Source organism: Streptomyces sp. NPDC085900 (genome assembly GCF_044540925.1).
In the GTDB taxonomy this organism is placed as follows: domain Bacteria; phylum Actinomycetota; class Actinomycetes; order Streptomycetales; family Streptomycetaceae; genus Streptomyces; species Streptomyces gilvifuscus.
Window position 1 is genome coordinate 267,435 of the sequence record NZ_JBITSP010000006.1, and the last position, 16,421, is coordinate 283,855.

General features: G+C 72.1%; 16 protein-coding genes. 7 read left to right on the forward strand and 9 right to left on the reverse strand.

What is annotated here, in order from left to right:
* Positions 1–55 precede the first annotated feature (55 nt).
* On the forward strand, positions 56–790 hold the full coding sequence (locus ACIGDI_RS22785; protein ID WP_399899450.1) for a FadR/GntR family transcriptional regulator: 735 nt from the start codon (positions 56–58) through the stop codon (positions 788–790).
* Positions 791–872: 82 nt separating this feature from the next.
* The gene (locus tag ACIGDI_RS22790; protein WP_399899453.1) at positions 873–1,559 is read left to right on the forward strand and encodes a gamma-glutamyl-gamma-aminobutyrate hydrolase family protein; all 687 of its coding nucleotides are present in this window, start codon (positions 873–875) and stop codon (positions 1,557–1,559) included.
* Here ACIGDI_RS22790 and ACIGDI_RS22795 read toward each other — a convergent pair.
* Positions 1,528–2,496, reverse strand: coding sequence for an aminoglycoside phosphotransferase family protein (locus ACIGDI_RS22795; protein WP_399899456.1), 969 nt, complete (start codon positions 2,494–2,496; stop codon positions 1,528–1,530). The two genes, ACIGDI_RS22790 and ACIGDI_RS22795, sit on opposite strands and share 32 nt — an antisense overlap.
* A gap of 111 nt (positions 2,497–2,607) precedes the next feature.
* Between ACIGDI_RS22795 and denD the strand changes: the two genes are divergently transcribed.
* The gene (gene denD, locus ACIGDI_RS22800; protein ID WP_399899459.1) at positions 2,608–3,612 is read left to right on the forward strand and encodes a D-erythronate dehydrogenase; all 1,005 of its coding nucleotides are present in this window, start codon (positions 2,608–2,610) and stop codon (positions 3,610–3,612) included.
* Between the two features lie 128 nt (positions 3,613–3,740).
* On the opposite strand, the gene ACIGDI_RS22805 is transcribed toward denD, so the two are convergent.
* Positions 3,741–4,676, reverse strand: a complete 936-nt coding sequence (locus tag ACIGDI_RS22805) for a LysR family transcriptional regulator (RefSeq protein ID WP_399899462.1) — start codon at positions 4,674–4,676, stop codon at positions 3,741–3,743.
* 70 nt (positions 4,677–4,746) lie between these two features.
* Here ACIGDI_RS22805 and ACIGDI_RS22810 point away from each other — a divergent pair, with 70 nt between their 5' ends.
* Positions 4,747–5,910: a TDT family transporter gene (locus ACIGDI_RS22810; RefSeq protein ID WP_399899465.1), complete on the forward strand. Its 1,164-nt coding sequence runs from the start codon at positions 4,747–4,749 to the stop codon at positions 5,908–5,910.
* Here the strand turns inward: ACIGDI_RS22810 and ACIGDI_RS22815 are convergent.
* The 4 genes from ACIGDI_RS22815 to ACIGDI_RS22830 form a co-directional block, all read right to left on the reverse strand.
* Entirely contained in the window at positions 5,822–6,547 is a 726-nt protein-coding gene (locus tag ACIGDI_RS22815; protein ID WP_399899468.1) for a helical backbone metal receptor, read from the reverse strand. The two genes, ACIGDI_RS22810 and ACIGDI_RS22815, sit on opposite strands and share 89 nt — an antisense overlap.
* Positions 6,547–7,122: a helix-turn-helix domain-containing protein gene (locus ACIGDI_RS22820; protein WP_399899470.1), complete on the reverse strand. Its 576-nt coding sequence runs from the start codon at positions 7,120–7,122 to the stop codon at positions 6,547–6,549. Before ACIGDI_RS22820 ends, ACIGDI_RS22815 begins: the two co-directional genes overlap by 1 nt.
* Positions 7,123–7,473: 351 nt before the next feature.
* On the reverse strand, positions 7,474–10,086 hold the full coding sequence (locus tag ACIGDI_RS22825) for an ABC transporter permease/substrate binding protein (RefSeq protein ID WP_399899472.1): 2,613 nt from the start codon (positions 10,084–10,086) through the stop codon (positions 7,474–7,476).
* Positions 10,079–11,131 (reverse strand): glycine betaine/L-proline ABC transporter ATP-binding protein, encoded by a 1,053-nt coding sequence (locus tag ACIGDI_RS22830; RefSeq protein ID WP_399899475.1) that lies wholly within the window; start codon positions 11,129–11,131, stop codon positions 10,079–10,081. The genes ACIGDI_RS22825 and ACIGDI_RS22830 overlap by 8 nt, the downstream gene beginning before the upstream one ends.
* 142 nt (positions 11,132–11,273) lie before the next feature.
* Here ACIGDI_RS22830 and ACIGDI_RS22835 point away from each other — a divergent pair, with 142 nt between their 5' ends.
* The 3 genes from ACIGDI_RS22835 to ACIGDI_RS22845 all read left to right on the forward strand — a co-directional run bounded on the left by ACIGDI_RS22835 (position 11,274) and on the right by ACIGDI_RS22845 (position 13,538).
* Complete coding sequence (locus ACIGDI_RS22835) at positions 11,274–11,627, forward strand: hypothetical protein (protein ID WP_399899478.1); 354 nt, start codon at positions 11,274–11,276, stop codon at positions 11,625–11,627.
* A 29-nt stretch (positions 11,628–11,656) separates the two neighbouring features.
* Positions 11,657–12,577, forward strand: a complete 921-nt coding sequence (locus ACIGDI_RS22840) for a 5'-3' exonuclease H3TH domain-containing protein (protein ID WP_399899481.1) — start codon at positions 11,657–11,659, stop codon at positions 12,575–12,577.
* 112 nt (positions 12,578–12,689) lie between these two features.
* Positions 12,690–13,538, forward strand: coding sequence for a siderophore-interacting protein (locus ACIGDI_RS22845; protein WP_399899484.1), 849 nt, complete (start codon positions 12,690–12,692; stop codon positions 13,536–13,538).
* 139 nt (positions 13,539–13,677) lie between these two features.
* On the opposite strand, the gene ACIGDI_RS22850 is transcribed toward ACIGDI_RS22845, so the two are convergent.
* From ACIGDI_RS22850 to ACIGDI_RS22860, 3 genes are all read right to left on the reverse strand, one after another.
* Positions 13,678–14,454: an ABC transporter permease gene (locus ACIGDI_RS22850; protein WP_399899487.1), complete on the reverse strand. Its 777-nt coding sequence runs from the start codon at positions 14,452–14,454 to the stop codon at positions 13,678–13,680.
* Positions 14,451–15,467 carry an ATP-binding cassette domain-containing protein gene (locus ACIGDI_RS22855; RefSeq protein WP_399899490.1) on the reverse strand — a complete coding sequence of 339 codons (1,017 nt, stop codon included), beginning with the start codon at positions 15,465–15,467 and terminating at the stop codon, positions 14,451–14,453. The genes ACIGDI_RS22850 and ACIGDI_RS22855 overlap by 4 nt, the downstream gene beginning before the upstream one ends.
* Positions 15,468–15,718: 251 nt before the next feature.
* Positions 15,719–16,351 (reverse strand): PadR family transcriptional regulator, encoded by a 633-nt coding sequence (locus ACIGDI_RS22860; RefSeq protein WP_399899493.1) that lies wholly within the window; start codon positions 16,349–16,351, stop codon positions 15,719–15,721.
* Between the last annotated feature and the right edge of the window lie 70 nt (positions 16,352–16,421).

Genomic DNA, 16,421 nt, shown 5'->3' on the forward strand with positions numbered 1-16,421 from the left:
CCGGAAGCCATAAGGTATTCGGGAGAACCTTTGCTTGGGAAGGGGGTGCGGCGGTATGTCGCTCGATCCGGACGGCAGCTTGGAGGACCGGTTGACCCCGGTGCTCAGGCCGGTGCGGGCGGGGAACGGCTTCGAGGAGGCGCTGGAGCAGATCCTGCAGGTCGTCCGGTTGGGTCTGGTCCCGGGCGGCGAACGGCTGCCGGCCGAGCGGGAACTGGCGGAGCGGCTGGGGATCAGCCGGGTGACGCTGCGCGAGGTGCTGAAGGTGCTGCAGGACCAGGGCCTGGTGGAGTCCCGCCGGGGGCGCTACGGCGGCACCTTCGTCCTGCCGCGGCCGGACGCGGGCGGCGAGGACGAGCTGCGGCGGCGGATCGCCGAGGTCGACATCGAGGACGTGCTGCGCTTCCGGGAGGTCCTGGAGGTGGGGGCGGCGGGCCTGTGCGCCACGCACGGGCTGACGGACGAGCAGGCGGAGCGGCTGCGCGAGGCTCTGGACCGCACCCATGACGCGCCGCTGTCGGAGTACCGCCGCCTGGACACCCTGCTGCACCTGACGCTGGCGGAGCTGTGCGGCTCGCCCACGCTGACCGCCCAGTACGCGGCGGTACGGGCCTCGATGAACGACCTGCTCGACTGCATCCCCCTCCTCGTGCGCAACCTGGAACACTCGCAGCGCCAGCACGCCGCCCTGGTCGAGGCGGTGCTCGACGGGGACGCGGACGGGGCGCGGGAGATGATGCGGGAGCACTGCGCGGGGACGGCGGCGCTGCTCAGGGGCTTTCTCGCGTGAGTACCCCGCCCGGAATCCTTGCCGTGCACGGCTCTCCTGGGAAAAGGTATGAGAACAGTCCATTGCAGGAGTGGGAGGGCGCATGGCGGGCAGGCCGCTGATCGGCGTCAGCACGTATCTGGAGGCCGGGGCGCGCTGGGGCGTGTGGGAGCTGGAGGCGGCGCTGCTGCCGGCCGGCTATCCGCGCCTGGTGCAGCGGGCCGGCGGGCTGGCCGCGATGCTGCCGCCGGACGCCCCGGAGCAGGCGGCGGCGATCGTCGCCCGGCTCGACGGGCTGGTGATCGCGGGCGGCCCGGACGTCGAGCCGGAGCGCTACGGCGCCGAGCCCGACCCCCGCACCGGCCCGCCGGCCCGGGCCAGGGACACCTGGGAGCTGGCGCTGATCGAGGCGGCCCTGGCGGCGCGTCTGCCGCTGCTGGGCATCTGCCGGGGCATGCAGTTGCTGAACGTCGCCCTCGGCGGCACGCTCGTCCAGCACATCGACGGCCACGCGGAGGTGGTCGGCGTCTTCGGCCGGCACCCGGTCAAGCCGGTGCCGGGCACGCGGTACGCCGAGATCGCCCCGGAGGAGACGTCCGTGCCGACGTACCACCACCAGGCCCTGGACCGGCTCGGCACGGGCCTGATGCCGTCGGCCTACGCGCCGGACGGCACGGTGGAGGCCGTGGAGGTGCCCACCGCCGACCGCTGGGTCCTCGGCGTGCAGTGGCACCCCGAGATGGGCGACGACCTGCGGGTCATGCAGGCCCTGGTGCGAGCCGCCTCCTGAGCCAGGCCGTCGCGGCCTCGCCCTGGGCGCGCTGGAAGGCACGCAGGGTGGGCAGCCCGGGCGGGGCCGGCCGCAGGGAGTGCTCCACGAAGTAGCCGGCGAGGGCCGCGAGCGTGGCGGTGACGCCGTCGGGGTCCGCGTCCCGGCCCAGCGGGTGCGCGGTGAACACCTCCTCCGGGTCCGGCCCGCCCTGAGCGCGCACGCAGGGCAGCATGACCAGCAGGTCGAACCAGGGGGCGGCGCGCACGGCGTGCGGCCAGTCCACGAAGACCACGCGGCCGTCGGCGGTCAGCAGCATGTTGTCGGCGCGCAGGTCGGCGTGGGCGAGGGTGTCGCCGGCGGCGGCGTCCGGCCAGCCGTCGGCGAGGTCGGCGAGGCGGCCCAGCCGGTCGAGGGTCCAGGCGTCGAGGCGTCCGCGCAGCTCCTCCCGCGGCCGGGCGCACAGCCGCCGCCAGCCGGAGAAGTCCTCGGCGAGCGCCTCGGCGACGGGCGGCGCGGCCACGGGGGACGGCGTGAGACTCCGGCCGAGCTCGGCCACCGCGTCCAGCACGAGCCCCAACTCCTCTTCCCGCCACGGGACATGGGGCTGGCGGCCGTCGACCTCCTCGAAGACGAGCGCGACCCAGGTGCCGTCGTCGTGGCTGCCGAGGAGGCGCGGGGCGGGGACGACGGGCGGGAGCGCGGCGGCGTTGCGGGCCTCGGCGCGGTGCAGGGCCGGGCTGTGGGGGTTGGTGTGCGCGCTGACGGCCTTGACGAAGGCGCGGCGGCCGTGGCCCGTGCCGACGCGGCTGGCGACCCCTGGGGAGAACCCGCCGGTCTGCGTCTCGGCGTGCACGACGGCCCCGCCGAGCACACCGGCGACCGCGTCGCGTACGGCTGCGGGGAGGTCCTCCCAGGGGGTGCGGACGCCGGAGGCGGGCGGTGCGGCGGGGTTCATGCGCGCCATGGTGCGTGCCGGGCGGCGAACTGCGCCACCGCGTTTTCGCACGGGGATGAAGTGGCAGCGTCCTGGGCAGGACCCCGGGCACCCGAACCGAGGAGGCAGCGCATGAGGATCGTGGTCACGGGCGGATTCGGCTTCCTGGGCGGCCGGCTGGGAGCCGCGCTGCTCGCGCGGGGCGCGTTCCGAGGGGAACCGATCGGCCGGCTGGTGCTCGCGGACCGCGTCGTGCGGCCGGAGTCCCCGTCGGCGGCCGACGCCCGCGTGCGGGTCGTGCACGGCGAGCTGGCCGACCGGCTCGACGAGGTGTTCGCCGAGCCGGTCGACGCGGTCTTCCACCTCGCCGCGGCGGTCTCGGCCGAGTGCGAGGCCGACTTCGACCTCGGCATGCGCGCCAACCTGGACACGACCCGTGCGCTGCTGGAGGCCGCCCGGGCCCAGTCGGAGTCCGGCGGACCGGTGCCGCGGCTGGTGTTCTCCAGCAGCGTCGCGGTCTACGGCGGCGACCCGGCGCTGCCACTGCCGCCGGTGGTCGACGAGTCGACGCTGCCCTTGCCGCGGACGAGTTACGGCACCCAGAAACTGGTCTGCGAGCAGCTCGTCGCGGACTTCACCCGGCGCGGCTTCGTCGACGGGCGCGTGGCCCGGCTGATGACGGTGTCGGTACGACCCGGCAGGCCCAACGCCGCCGCTTCCGGTTTCCTCTCCGGCATCGTCCGCGAGCCCCTCGCCGGCCTGCCGACCGTCTGCCCCGTCAGCCCCGATCTGCGGGTCGCCCTGTCCTCGCCGAGGCGCACCGTGGAGGCTCTGCTGCGCCTGGCGGAGGCCGACCGCGGCACGGCGCCGGGACAGCTCACCGGCACCCTGCCGGTCAACCTCCCCGCGCTGTCGGTGTCGGTGGCCGAGATCCTGTCCACCCTGCGCCGCGTGTCCGGCGACGCGGTCGCCGACCTGGTCACCATCGCCCCCGACCCCGCCATCGAGACGATCGTCGCCTCCTGGCCCGCGGCGGTGGACCCCACCCGCGCGGCGACCCTGGGTCTGCACCCCGACCCGGACTTCGAGACGGTCCTACGGGACTACATCAACGAGCAGACGGGGCAGGCCGGTTGACTCCCGGTGCCTCCTGAGGCCGGCCCGCACACCCCAGCCCGTCCGGCGTTTTGAGGACGAGGCCCGTCCAGGGCCGAAGCGGGGGGGCTGGGGGCGGCAGCCCCCAGGGGGCCACACGCGCAGACGCCCTACCCCCGCGTCAGCGACAGAAGATCCCGCGCCGGCCCCACCGGCCGATGCCCCGTCGGCCACACCGCCCGCAGATCCCGCGCCAGCGCGACCCCCTCCACCGGCACCCGCACCAGCCGCCGCAGCGCCAGCTCCTCCCCCACGGCGAGTTCACTGAGCACCGCTGGCCCCGCCCCGCTCACCACGGCCGCCTTCACCGCGGTCGTCGAGGACAGTTCGATCAGCGGCCTGGCGAGCCCGCCCAGCGCCGCGTCCAGCACCTGCCGCGTCCCGGAGCCCTTCTCCCGGAGGATCAACGGTGTCGCCGCCAGCTCCGACGCCTCCAGCGGCCGCCGACGGCGGGCCCAGGCGTGCCCCGGCGCCGTCACCACGATCAGGCGGTCGTGGGCGATGACGGCGGAGTCGAGACCGGCCGGCACGCTGACCCCCTCCACGAACCCGAGGTCCGCCTCCCCGGACAGCAGCCGCTCCGCCACCACCGTCGAGTTGCCGGCCAGCAGGGACACCGCGGTGTCCGGCCGCCCCGCCCGAAGGGCCAGCAGCCACCCCGGCAGCAGGTACTCGGCGATCGTCATGCTCGCCGCCACCCGCAGCCGCGAGTCCCGCCGGTCCCGCAACGCCTGCGCGCCCGCGTCGAAGGCCTCCGCCGCCTCGACGATCCGCCGCGCCCAGTCCGTGACCAGCGCACCGGCGTCCGTCAGCCGGGACCCGCGCGGCGACCGGTCGACCAGCGCCACCCCCAGCTGCCGCTCCATGGACCGGATCCGGCTGCTCGCCGCCGGCTGGCTGATCCCCACCTCCCGGGCGGCCCCGCCCAGGCTCCCCAGCCGGGCCACCGCCAGCAGCAGCTCCAGCGCGCCGAGGTCGGGCACCCGATGCGCGAGCGAACCCCCGGGCCCCGGCCGGACAGCCGCCTGCTCCTCCACGTCGCTCATAACCCCAGCTTATGTCCTCATAGAGACATACTCCCTGGCCCGCACCCCGCGGTGGCGAGACGGTGGTTCCATGGTCACCGCAGCCCAGCCCGTCACCCGGGCGCTCCCCCGTGCCATCGCCGTCCGTCACCTCGGACCGAACTGGTACGCCGCCGTCATGGGGACCGCGATCGTCGCCACGGCCGGAACCGGCCTCCCCGTCCACGTCCCCGGCCTGCGCACCGCTTGCGCGGCCGTCTGGGCGCTCTCCCTCGGTCTGCTCCTGGTCCTCCTCGCCGCCCGCGCCCTGCACTGGACCCACCACCGCGACCAGGCCAGGGCCCACCTTCTCGATCCGGGGACCGCGCCTTTCTACGGCTGCCTCGCGATGGCCCTGCTGGCCGTCGGCGGCGGCGCCCTCACCGTCGGCCGCGACTGGACCGGCCCGCGCGCCGCCGTCGCCCTGGACGCCGTGCTGTTCACCGCCGGGACCGTCGTGGGGCTGGCAGCCGCCGTCGCGGTGCCGTACCTCATGGCCGTACGACAGGAGGTGACGCCGGGGCAGGCCTCGCCCGTGTGGCTGCTGCCGCTGGTCGCGCCGATGGTGTCCGCCGCGCTCGGGCCGCTGCTGGTGCCGCATCTGCCGCCCGGGCAGCCTCGCGAGACCCTGCTGCTGGGCTGCCTGGCGTTGTTCGGGCTCAGTCTGCTCGCCACCCTGGTGACGCTGCCGCTGGTCTTCGCCCGGCTGATCACCGGCGGTCCGCTGCCCCTCGCGCTGACGCCCACGCTCTTCCTGGTGCTGGGCCCCCTGGGGCAGTCCACCACCGCCGTCGGCAAGTTCGCGGACTTCGCGCCAGGTGTCGTACCGGCCCCGTACGAGGGGGGCCTGCGGGTGCTGGCGGTGCTCTACGGCGTGCCGGTGATGGGGTTCGCGCTGTTGTGGCTGGTGTTCGCCGGGGCCCAGGTGCTGCGGGCCCGGCGGAACGGGATGCGCTTCGCGATGACCTGGTGGGCCTTCACCTTCCCCGTGGGCACCTGTGTCACCGGCGCCGAGACACTGGCCCGGCACACCGGGCTCGTCGTGTACGACTGGCTCGCGGTCGGGCTGTTCGCCGGTCTCGTCACAGCGTGGGCCGTCGCCGCCGCGCACACCGCGCGCGGTCTGCTCAGCGGGGAACTCCTCGCAGCTCCTCGGCCAGCACCCGTGGCGCCTGTGTCAGTGAGGGCCCGTACCAGGTCAGGTGCCGTCCGCTGACGAGTGCGCAGCGCAGTCCGGGGAACGCCTCCGGGCCGTCCTCAGGTGTGAAGCGGTAGGGCTCGTCGGGCAGGACGACGAGGTCGGGGGCCGCCGCCCGCAGTTCTTCCAGCCCGATACGGGGATAGCGGTCGGGGTGGGTGGCGTACAGGTGGTCCACCCCGAGCCGCGCCAGTACGTCGCCCGCGAAGGTGTCCCGGCCCAGCACCATCCACGGCCGGCGCCAGATGGGGACGACCGCGGTGGTGCGCTGCCCGGGCGGGGGCAGTGCCGTCCAGGTCCGCTCCGCCTCGTCCAGCCAGCGCGGCCGGGTCCGCGCGCCGCAGGCGGTCACCACGCGGTCCAGTTCCCGGAGGGCTCGGGGAACGTCCCGTACCTCGGTGACCAGGACCTCGACGCCCGCCTCGCGCAGAACGGCGAGGTCCTCCTCGCGGTTCTCCTCCTCGTTGGCGATCACGAGGTCGGGGGCGAGGGCGAGGACGCTGTCCGGCCGGGGGTTCTTGGTGCCGCCGACGCGGGTGACGTCGAGGCCGGCGGGGTGGATGCACCAGTCGGTGGCGCCCACCAGGGCGCCGGGTACCGAGACGGCGATCGCCTCGGTCAGGGACGGGACGAGCGAGACGACGCGGGGCGGCACTACCGGGGCCGGTCCTGGACCGCCTCGACGTGTTCGGCCACCGCGACGACGATCAGGCGGGTGTCCGCCACGGTCGCCCGCCAGCGGTGGCGCACCCCGCCGGTGAGGTACAGGGTGTCGCCGCGGCCGAGCCGGTAGGCACGGCCCTCCGCCTCGATCTCCACCGCGCCGTCGGCGACGTACATCAACTGGTCGTTGCGGTACTGGAATTCGCGGCCCGCGTCATGGTCGCCGGTGAATTCCGAGGCGTGCATCTGGTGGTGCCCGCGGACCAGGGAGCGCGCCCGGGGCTCCGGCGTGGCCTCGGGGCCTTCGGCGCGTACGACGTCGACGCTGCACGCCGGGTCGGCGGCGGCGAGGAGTTCGACCGCGGTGGTGCGCAGGGCGTCGGCGACCTTCTCCAGTGACGTGCTGCTGGGGCGGGCCCGGTCGTTCTCGATCTGGCTCAGGAAGGGCACCGACAGGCCGCTGCGCTCGGCCACGACGGCGAGCGTGAGTTCCAGGGCCCGGCGCCTGCGCCGCACGGCCGCACCCACGCGCAGGGGCTGTTCCTTGAGGTCTTTGTGGTCGCCCATCGCTCCGGCTCCCTCCTTCGCTCGTCGGTCCGTCGTGTGTGCGATGCCGTCGGGGCGCGCGGTGGCCCCGATGGTTTCTCTGCACCTTACGCAGGTTCGGCAAACCGTTTCATGTGCCCGTCACACACCCGTAAACGAGGCGTGCGGTCAATGCGCCAACTATCGCCAGTAGACCAGTTCCACGGAGTCGACGGGTCCGGATTTCGCCTTCGGATCGAAGGGACTGACCAGCGGGTGGGGCGAGGGAAGGGGAGAGGCTTGGGGTCGGGGTAGCGCTACGTGGTTGACCGGATCCTTACGGTGCCCTTGGACACGGTGAGGATCCGGCCGCTAACGCACGGACGCTCGCCGCTACCGCGGCGTCATCCGGTCGACCATGCCGGGGTGCTCCTTGAGCCAGGCGGCGACCGCTTCCTCCTCGTGGCCCTGGCCGCGCCGGTTGATCTCGCTCTCCAGGCTGCCGAGCTCGGCCTCGCTCATATGGAAGCCCTTGATCCACTTGGTGAGTTGCGGGTACCGCCCGGGGAACGCCTCGTTGGCGACGGTGCGGATGGTGTTGCCCTCGCCGAAGAGCTTCCTGTCGTCCTGGAGCTTGGTCAGGTCGTAGCGGCTGTAGGCCCAGTGCGGCGACCAGAGCACCACGGCAACCGGCTGCTTCTTGGCGTAGGCGCGCTTGAGTTCGGCCAGCATCGCGGGCGTGGAGCCGTCGACGACCTTGTATTCCTTGTCCAGGCCGTAGCCGGGCAGCACCTTGGTCTTGAGCAGGTTCATCTCGCCGGTCCCCGGCTCGATCCCGATGATCTTCCCGCCGAAGCGGCCCGCCTTGCCCTTGAGGTCCTCGTAGGACTTCACGCCCTTGACGTAGGAGGGCACGGCAACCTCCAGCGAGGTCGGCCGGTACCAGGTGCCGAGGTCCTTGAGCCTGTCCTTGCTCTTGTCCCAGTAGTTCTTCTGGGCATACGGCAGCCAGGCGTCGAAGTTGACGTCGAGGTCACCGGCGGCCAGGCCCGTGTAGACGGGTCCGACGTCCATCTGCTTGAGGTTCAGCCGGTAGCCGCGCCGCTGGAGGACGTTCTTCCAGAGGTAGGTGACGGCGATGTCCTCGTCCCAGGGGAACCAGGCGACGTTCACGGCCCGTCGGGCCTCGGCGGGCGCGGCACTGCCGCGCACCGGCGCCAGCTTGTCGACGACGCCCGGGTGCTTCTTCAGCCAGGCGCGGACGGCGTCCTGCTGCTTGCCCTTGCCGGCCTTGTTGATCTCGGCTTCCAGGCCGGTGAGCTGCTTCTCGTCCAGCTTGAAGTCCTTCATCCACTTGGCGACGACCGGGTTCTCGGCGGCGAAGCCCTTGCGGGCGACGGTGTGGATGCCGTCGCCGGAACCCCAGGCGCCCTTGGGGTCCTTCAGCTTGGTCAGCTTGTAGTCGTTGTACGCCCAGTGCGGAGACCAGAGCGTGACGACGATCGGCTTCTTGTCGCTGTAGGCCCGCTTCAGCTCGGCCAGCATGGCGGGCGTGGAGCTGTCGACGACCTTGTACTCCTGGTCCAGGCCGTACTCCTTGAGGACCTTGCTCTTGAGCAGGGCCGTCTCGCCGGCGCTGGACTCGATTCCGGTGATCTTGCCGCCGAACCGCGCCGCCTTGCCCTTGAGGTCGTCGAGGGAGTCGATGCCCTTCATGTAGGACGGCACGCTGAGTTCCAGCGAGGTCCTGCCGTACCAGGCGCCGAGGTCGTCGAGCTTGCCGCCGTACTTCTTCCAGTACTGCTCGTGTGTGGTCGGCAGCCAGGCGCCCGTCATGAAGTCGACGTCGCCCGAGGCGACCGAGGTGTAGAGCGGGCCCGCGTCGAACTGCCTGGCGTCGACCTGGAAGCCGCGTTCCTGGAGGATCTCCTTCCACAGGAAGGTGGAGGCGACGCCGTCGTCCCAGGGGACGTAGCCGATGGTGACCTTCTTGCCCTGGCCGACGTCCTTGGCGTCGGCGACGGCGGTGGAGCCACCGGAGCCCCCGCCGAACACGCCCATGCCGCCGGCGACGAGGGCGAGGATCACGACGCCGATCACCGCGACCTGGGGGCGGGGGCGGTAGGACCAGATCTTCAGGCCCTGTGCGGCGCGGGCCCGGGCGGCGGCCCGGCGGCCGAGCGGGGAGACGTGGGTGCCCAGGGCGCCGGTCATCCGGTCCAGGTAGATCGCCAGGATGACGATGGCGACGCCCGCCTCGGAGCCGAGGCCGACGTCGAGCTGGCCGATGGCCTCGTTGACGTCGCCGCCGAGGCCGCCGGTGCCGACCATGCCGGCGATGGCGGCCATGGACAGGCCGAGCATGATCACCTGGTTGACGCCCGCCATGACGGTGGGCAGGGCGAGCGGCAGCTGGACGCGCAGCAGGGTGTCGCGGGGCGTGGTGCCGAACGCGTCGGCCGCCTCGACCAGTTCCCCGTCGACCTGCCGGATGCCCAGCTCGGTCATGCGGACGCCGGGGGCGAGCGCGAAGATCAGGGTGGCCACGATGCCCGCGGAGGCGCCGGTGCCGAAGAACAGGATGGCCGGGATGAGGTAGATCATCGCGGGCAGCGTCTGCATGAAGTCCAGGACCGGGCGGACGACGGAGCTGACCCGGTCCGAGCGCGCGGCCCAGATGCCCAGCGGCACCGAGACGACCAGCGCGATGATCGTGGCGACGAGCACGAGCGAGAGGGTCACCATCGCGTCGTCCCACAGTTCGAGGGAGTCGATGAAGGCGAACCCGGCGAAGGTGAGGACGCCGGCGAGCGTGCCGCGCAGCCAGAAGGCGAGTACGGCGAAGATGCCCGCGAGGAGCAGCGGCTCGGGGGCCTGCAGGACGGCGTCGATGCCGTCGTAGGTGCCGGTGAAGACCGTCTTGAGGAAGTCGAAGAGCCAGGAGAGGTGGTTCAGCAGCCAGTCGACGGTGCTGTTGACCCAGTCACCGAGAGGGATCCTAGGCATGGGCCGGCACCTCCCCGTCGCCGAGGAAGCCGACCAGCCGCCGGGTCGGCACCACCCCCACGAGTCTGCGGTCGTCGTCCAGGACGATCACCGGGTGCGACAGGCGGGCGCTGATCGCGCACAGTTCGGTGAACGGGGTGTCCGGGGTCGCGGTCTCGCACCCGCTCTCGCAGCCGCAGTCGGCCTCGTCGCCGCGCAGGTCGGTGTCCATGACGGCGGAGGCGGTCAGGACGCGGGAGCGGTCGACGTCCTTGGTGAAGGAGGCGACGTCGTCGTCGGCCGGCCGGACGAGGATGTCCTCGGCCGTGCCGGTCTGGACGATGCGGCCGTCGCGCATGACCGCGATGCGGTCGCCCAGCCGCATGGCCTCGTTGAGGTCGTGGGTGATGAAGACGATGGTCTTCTTCAGCGTCCGCTGCAGTTGGAGCAGCTGGTCCTGCATGTCGCGGCGGATCAGCGGGTCCAGGGCGCTGAAGGACTCGTCCATGAGGAGCAGGTCGGCGTCGGTGGCGAGGGCGCGGGCGAGGCCCACGCGCTGCTGCATGCCGCCGGACAGCTCGTCGGGCCAGGACTTCTCCCAGCCGGCCAGCCCGCACAGGGCGAGCGCCTCGCCGGCGCGCCGCTCGCGCTCGGCGCGGGGCACGCCCTGCACGGCCAGGCCGTAGGCGGCGTTGTCCAGCACGCTGCGGTGCGGGAACAGCGCGAAGTGCTGGAAGACCATGCTGATCTTGTGGGCGCGGACCTCGCGCAGTTCGCGGGCGCTCAGAGCGGTCAGGTCCTGACCGTCGAAGCGAACGTGTCCGGCGGTCGGCTCCAGCAGGCCGTTGAGCATGCGCAGCAGGGTGGACTTGCCGGAGCCGGACAGACCCATGACGACGAAGATCTGGCCGGGGTCCACGGTGAAGGAGGCGTCGATCACAGCGGCGGTGGTGCCGTCGGCGCGCAGCTCCTCCCGGTCGGCTCCCCGCCTCAGCCGTTCGACTGCCTGGTCCGGTCGTCTGCCGAACACCTTGTAGAGCTGCTCGGCCTCAAGTCTCGCTGACACGCTTGCCTCTGGTCTCGGGGGCGGTGAACGGGGCGGCGCCTGCCCTGGTCCGACCGGCCCAAACACGACAGTGGTCCGGTTCACAGGGGGTGCGTAGGATCACCGCCGGTGCTTCACATCGCCGTTCACCGGGGGGACGACCGTGGACCGACCCGACGACAGACGTGCCTCCGTGCTGCGTTTCGCGACGGAACTGGTGGCCTGGATCGCCACACCGTGGGCGCTGTGGCCGTACTCGCCGCCCCTGGCCGTGCTGGCCGTGGTGCTGCTGATCGGCCTGCCGACCGTCTTCGCCACGCGAGGGGACAAGGCGAACGTCGTCGTCGCGGTCCCCGGCTGGGCCACCGTCCTGCTGGTGCTGCTCCAGCTCGTCGCGGCCGTGGTGTCGGCGTGGTGGCTGATGCCGGTGTGGGCGGCTGTCCTCGTGTCGCTCCTGGCCGCCGCCACCCTGGTGAGCGAGGGCCCGCGCACCCGGTGGCTGCTGGCCGGCGGGTGACTGTCGGTGCCGTGCGGCATGATGCGAGCGTGACCGGACGACTGATGCTCCTCGACACCGCCTCGCTCTACTTCCGCGCCTACTTCGGCGTCCCTGAGTCCGTGAAGGCCCCGGACGGCACCCCGGTGAACGCCGTGCGCGGGCTGCTGGAATTCATCGACCGCCTGGTCAAGGACCACCGGCCGAGCGACCTGGTGGCCTGCATGGACGCCGACTGGCGCCCGCAGTGGCGGGTCGACCTGATCCCCTCCTACAAGTTGCACCGCGTCGCCGAGGAGCACGCGGCGGGCCCGGACGAGGAGGAGGTGCCGGACACGCTGTCGCCGCAGGTGCCCGTCATCGAGGCCGTCCTGGACGCGCTGGGCATCGCGCGCGTGGGCGTCGAGCCGTACGAGGCGGACGACGTGATCGGCACCTTCACGGCGCGCGCGAAGGGCCCGGTCGACATCGTCACCGGCGACCGCGACCTCTACCAGCTCGTGGACGACGCCCGGGGGGTGCGGGTGCTGTACCCGCTCAAAGGCGTGGGCACGCTGCAGCTGACGGACGAGGCGTGGCTGCGCGAGAAGTATGGGGTCGACGGGCCGGGGTACGCGGATCTGGCACTGCTGCGCGGCGATCCGAGCGACGGTCTGCCGGGCGTGCCGGGCATCGGAGAGAAGACGGCCGCGAAGCTGCTCGCCGAGTTCGGGAACCTGGCGGGGATCATGGCCGCGGTCGACGATCCGAAGGCCAGACTCACGCCGTCGCAGCGCAAGCGGCTCGACGAGGCCCGGCCGTACGTCGCCGTGGCGCCGAAGGTCGTCAAGGTCGTCGACGACGTGCCGTTGCCGGACGTGGACACGGCCGTGCCGCGCGCCCCGCGCGACCCGGCGGCGTTGGAGGCACTGGCGGCGCGGTGGGGTCTGGGCGGCTCGCTGCAACGGCTGCTGACCACTCTGGATTCGTAAACAATGTTCTTGTTTGGGTAATGGCCCGGGTAATGGCCCCTCTCTTTAAGGTGGTTCTCAAGGGAGAGGTGCTAACTTAGGTAAGCCTAAGCAGGGAAAATGGGAGGCCGTCATGGCAGAACGTCCGGCTCGGAGGCCGCGGAAGCCTCATTCCGCGCAGGTCGTCCGCACAGAACGGCTGACCCCGCACATGCAGCGCGTGGTCCTCGGTGGCGAGGGACTGGCCGGTTTCGCGGCCGACACCTGCACCGATCACTACGTCAAGCTGCTGTTCCCCCCGAGCGAGGGCGTGACCTACCCGGAGCCCTTCGACATGGAGCGCATCCGCGAGGAGCTGCCGCGCGAGCAGTGGCCGGTGACCCGGACCTACACGGTGCGGGCCTTCGACCCCGAGACGCACGAACTGACGCTGGACTTCGTCATCCACGGGGACGAGGGCCTCGCCGGGCCCTGGGCGATGCGCGTACAGCCCGGCGAGACCGTGCGCTTCATGGGACCGGGCGGCGCCTACGCTCCCGACCCGAGCGCCGACTGGCATCTGCTGGTGGGTGACGAGAGCGCGCTGCCCGCGATCGCCCGTTCCCTGGAGTCGCTGCCCGGCGGCACCACGGCGCACGCCTTCGTGGAGGTGTCCGGCCCCGAGGAGGAGCAGAAGATCGACTCCGACATCGAGGTCGTCTGGCTGCACCGCGGCGACCGTCCTGTCGGCGAGACACTGCTGCAGGCCGTACGGTCGTTCGACTTCCCCGAGGGCCGGATGCACGCCTTCGTCCACGGCGAGGCGCACTTCGTGAAGGAGCTGCGCCGGCTGCTGCGGGTCGAGCGGGAGATCCCGCGCGAGGACCTGTCGATCTCCGGCTACTGGCGCCTCGGTCACAACGAGGACGGCTGGCAGTCCTCCAAGCGGGAGTGGAACGCGCGCATCGAGGCGGAGCAGGAGGGTGCGGCTCCGGCCGCATGAGGTTCCTGCGAGGGCGGCACCTGGTTCCCGCGAGGGGCGGCACCCGGTCGGGTACCGCCCCTCGATCATGCGCTCACACCGACCGGAAGGCGCCCTCACACCGACCGGCACGGGACCTCACACCGACCGGCGCGAGCCCTCACACCGACCGCTGGTACGACCGGAACGTCCGGATCGACAGCCACACCGCCGCCACGGCGAGCGCCAGCAGCCCACCGCCGCGGCTGAGCACGACGTTCCAGTCGGGGTGCTCGGACAGGGCTGAACGGCCCGCGACCATCGCCCAGTTCAGCGGGTTGAAGTCGGCGACGTGCCGCATCCAGGCGGGCATCTGCGACGGCGCCATGAAGGCGGACGACAGGAAGGTCAGCGGCAGCAGCAGGAAGGTGTTGATGCCGATGATCGACTCCCGCTCCCGTACCAGCATGCCCAGCGAGTTGGACAGCGCCCCGAAGATCGTGCCGAGCAGCACCGAGGCGAGCACCAGGATCGCGACGCCGCCGGCGCCGCCCGGGTAGTCGGCGCCGCCCGCCAGGGCCAGCAGCACGATGACGACCGACTGGAACGCGGTGACCAGGCCGTTGTTGACGACGTTGCCGTTCATCAGCGCGGCCCGGCTGACCGGCGTGGTCAGGAAGCGGTTGAGGGTGCCCCGCTGGATCTCCTCCAACGTGCCCATGCCGGCCCACATGTTGGAGCTGAGCGCGCTCATCGCGACCACACCCGGGACGAGATAGGTGAGGTAGGTCGTGGTGCCGAAGCCGCCCAGCTCGACGACCTTCTTGAAGAGGCCGCCGAACAGGAACAGCCAGATCACCGGCTGTATGAGCGTGATGATCGCGTACGCGGGCTGCCGTGCGAACACCATGAGTTGACGCTGCGTCATGTACCAGGTCTGGCAGACGGCCGTGCTCATCGCGCACCTCCGGCGAGGACGAGGTTCCCGTCGGCCTCGGCGTCGGCCTCGGAGTATCGGCGGCCGGCGTAACGGAGGTAGACGTCGTCGAGCGAGGGCCGGGCGACGGTCGCGGCGGCGACCCCGACCCCGGCCCGCTCCAGGGCGGCGAGCAGCGCGGGTACGGCGGCGGCTCCGTCGTCGGCCCGGACGCTGACGCGGCGGCCGTCGACGAGGACCTCGTGCACGCCGGGCAGCCCGGTCAGGGCGCCGTCGAGCAGGGTGCGCCCGGCCTCGCCGACCGCCTCCCGCAGCTCCACGTGGACGGCGTCGCCGCGCAGTTCGCCCTTGAGGGCGTCCGGGGTGCCCTCGACGACGACCCGGCCGCGGTCGACGATCGCGACGCGCTCGGCGAGACGGTCGGCCTCGTCCAGGTAGTGCGTGGTGAGGAGGATCGTCAGCCCCTCCTCCCCCGCGAGCCGGTCGATCTCGTCCCACATCGCCGTGCGGGCCTCGGGGTCCAGGCCGGTGGTGGGCTCGTCGAGGAAGAGCACCTCCGGCCGGTGGACCAGGCCGAGGGCGACGTCGAGGCGGCGCCGCATGCCGCCGGAGTAGCTTTTGACCGGGCGCCGGCCGGCCTCGGCGAGGCCGAATCGGTCCAGCAGCTCGTCCACCCGCAGATCGAGGGCGGCGCCCTTCAAGCCGTAGAGCCTGCCCTGCAGTCGGAGGTTCTCCCGGCCGGTGGCGACCGGGTCGGCGCCGGAGCCCTGGGCGACCACGCCGATCGCGCGCCGCACCCGGTCGGGGTGGCGCAGCACGTCGTGTCCGGCGACGGTGGCGGTGCCCGAGTCGGGCCGGGCCAGGGTGGTGAGGATCTTGACGGTGGTGGACTTGCCGGCGCCGTTGGGACCGAGGAGCCCGAAGACGGTGCCCGGTTCGACGGTGACGTCCATGCCGTTCAGGGCGGTGACCCCGCCGGGGTAGGTCTTGATCAGCTGACGCGCCTCGACCGCGGGCGCACGGGTACTGCTCATGACGACAGCTCTCCTGAGTGAGCGGATGACAGATGACGACTGATCCGCGTGGGGAGGGCCGGGCTATCCTGGGTGTGCCGCACCTCGATCGCCCGGCCTGCCGCACGGCGGAGTCGGTTCGGGGTTCGAGACCCTGGCAGGAGCTGCTGCAACAGCCCTGCCGGGGTCTGTTTCTTCCTGGATGATCCAGTGGTTCCTGGCTGATCCAGTTCGTCCTGGCTGATCCAGGCGATTCAGATGATCTGCGTGATCTAGGTGATCTCCTCCATGAATTCCGGTGGCAGCTCCCCCGTTTCGTGGAACCGGCGCCATGCGTCGACGCCCGGCAGACCACCGTGGCCGATCTCCTCGACGAAGCCGCGGACCCACTGCGCCTCGGCCTCGACCATGTGGAGGCGGTACTCGACCTCCACCAGGAAGAGCCGGGGCACGGACTCGTAGAGCTTCTCCAGCGCTCCGCGCGAGCTCGCCGCCTCCACCTCCAGCGTCTTCAGCCGCTCCTCGAGCAGCCGCACCACGTCATCGGGGTGCACGGCCCCGAGGAAGGACAGCGCGCTCTCGAAGACCGGGAACTCCTTGACGGGGACGGCCAGCAGGTCCGACAGCCACTCGGTCGCCTCCTGGCGGCCGGCCGCGGTGAGGCCGTAGACCGTGCGCTCGGGGCGGTTGCCCTGCCGCTCGACGTCGGTGACCTCGACGAAGCCGTGCTTCTGGAGGTTCTGCACGACGGTGTAGAGCGAGCCGTAGTTGATCTTCGTGCTGGTGTCCTTGCCCTGGCGGCGAAGGGTCTGCGCGATCTCGTACGGGTGCATCGGCTTCTGCCACAGCGTCACCATCACGGCGAGCGCCAGCGGGTTGCCGAGCTTGCGCCGCTTGACCGCCATGACACTCCCTCCAGCGCGCTACTTCGCCAACGAATATCCGTGGCCGAACATATCGCGACTGAGACACAAG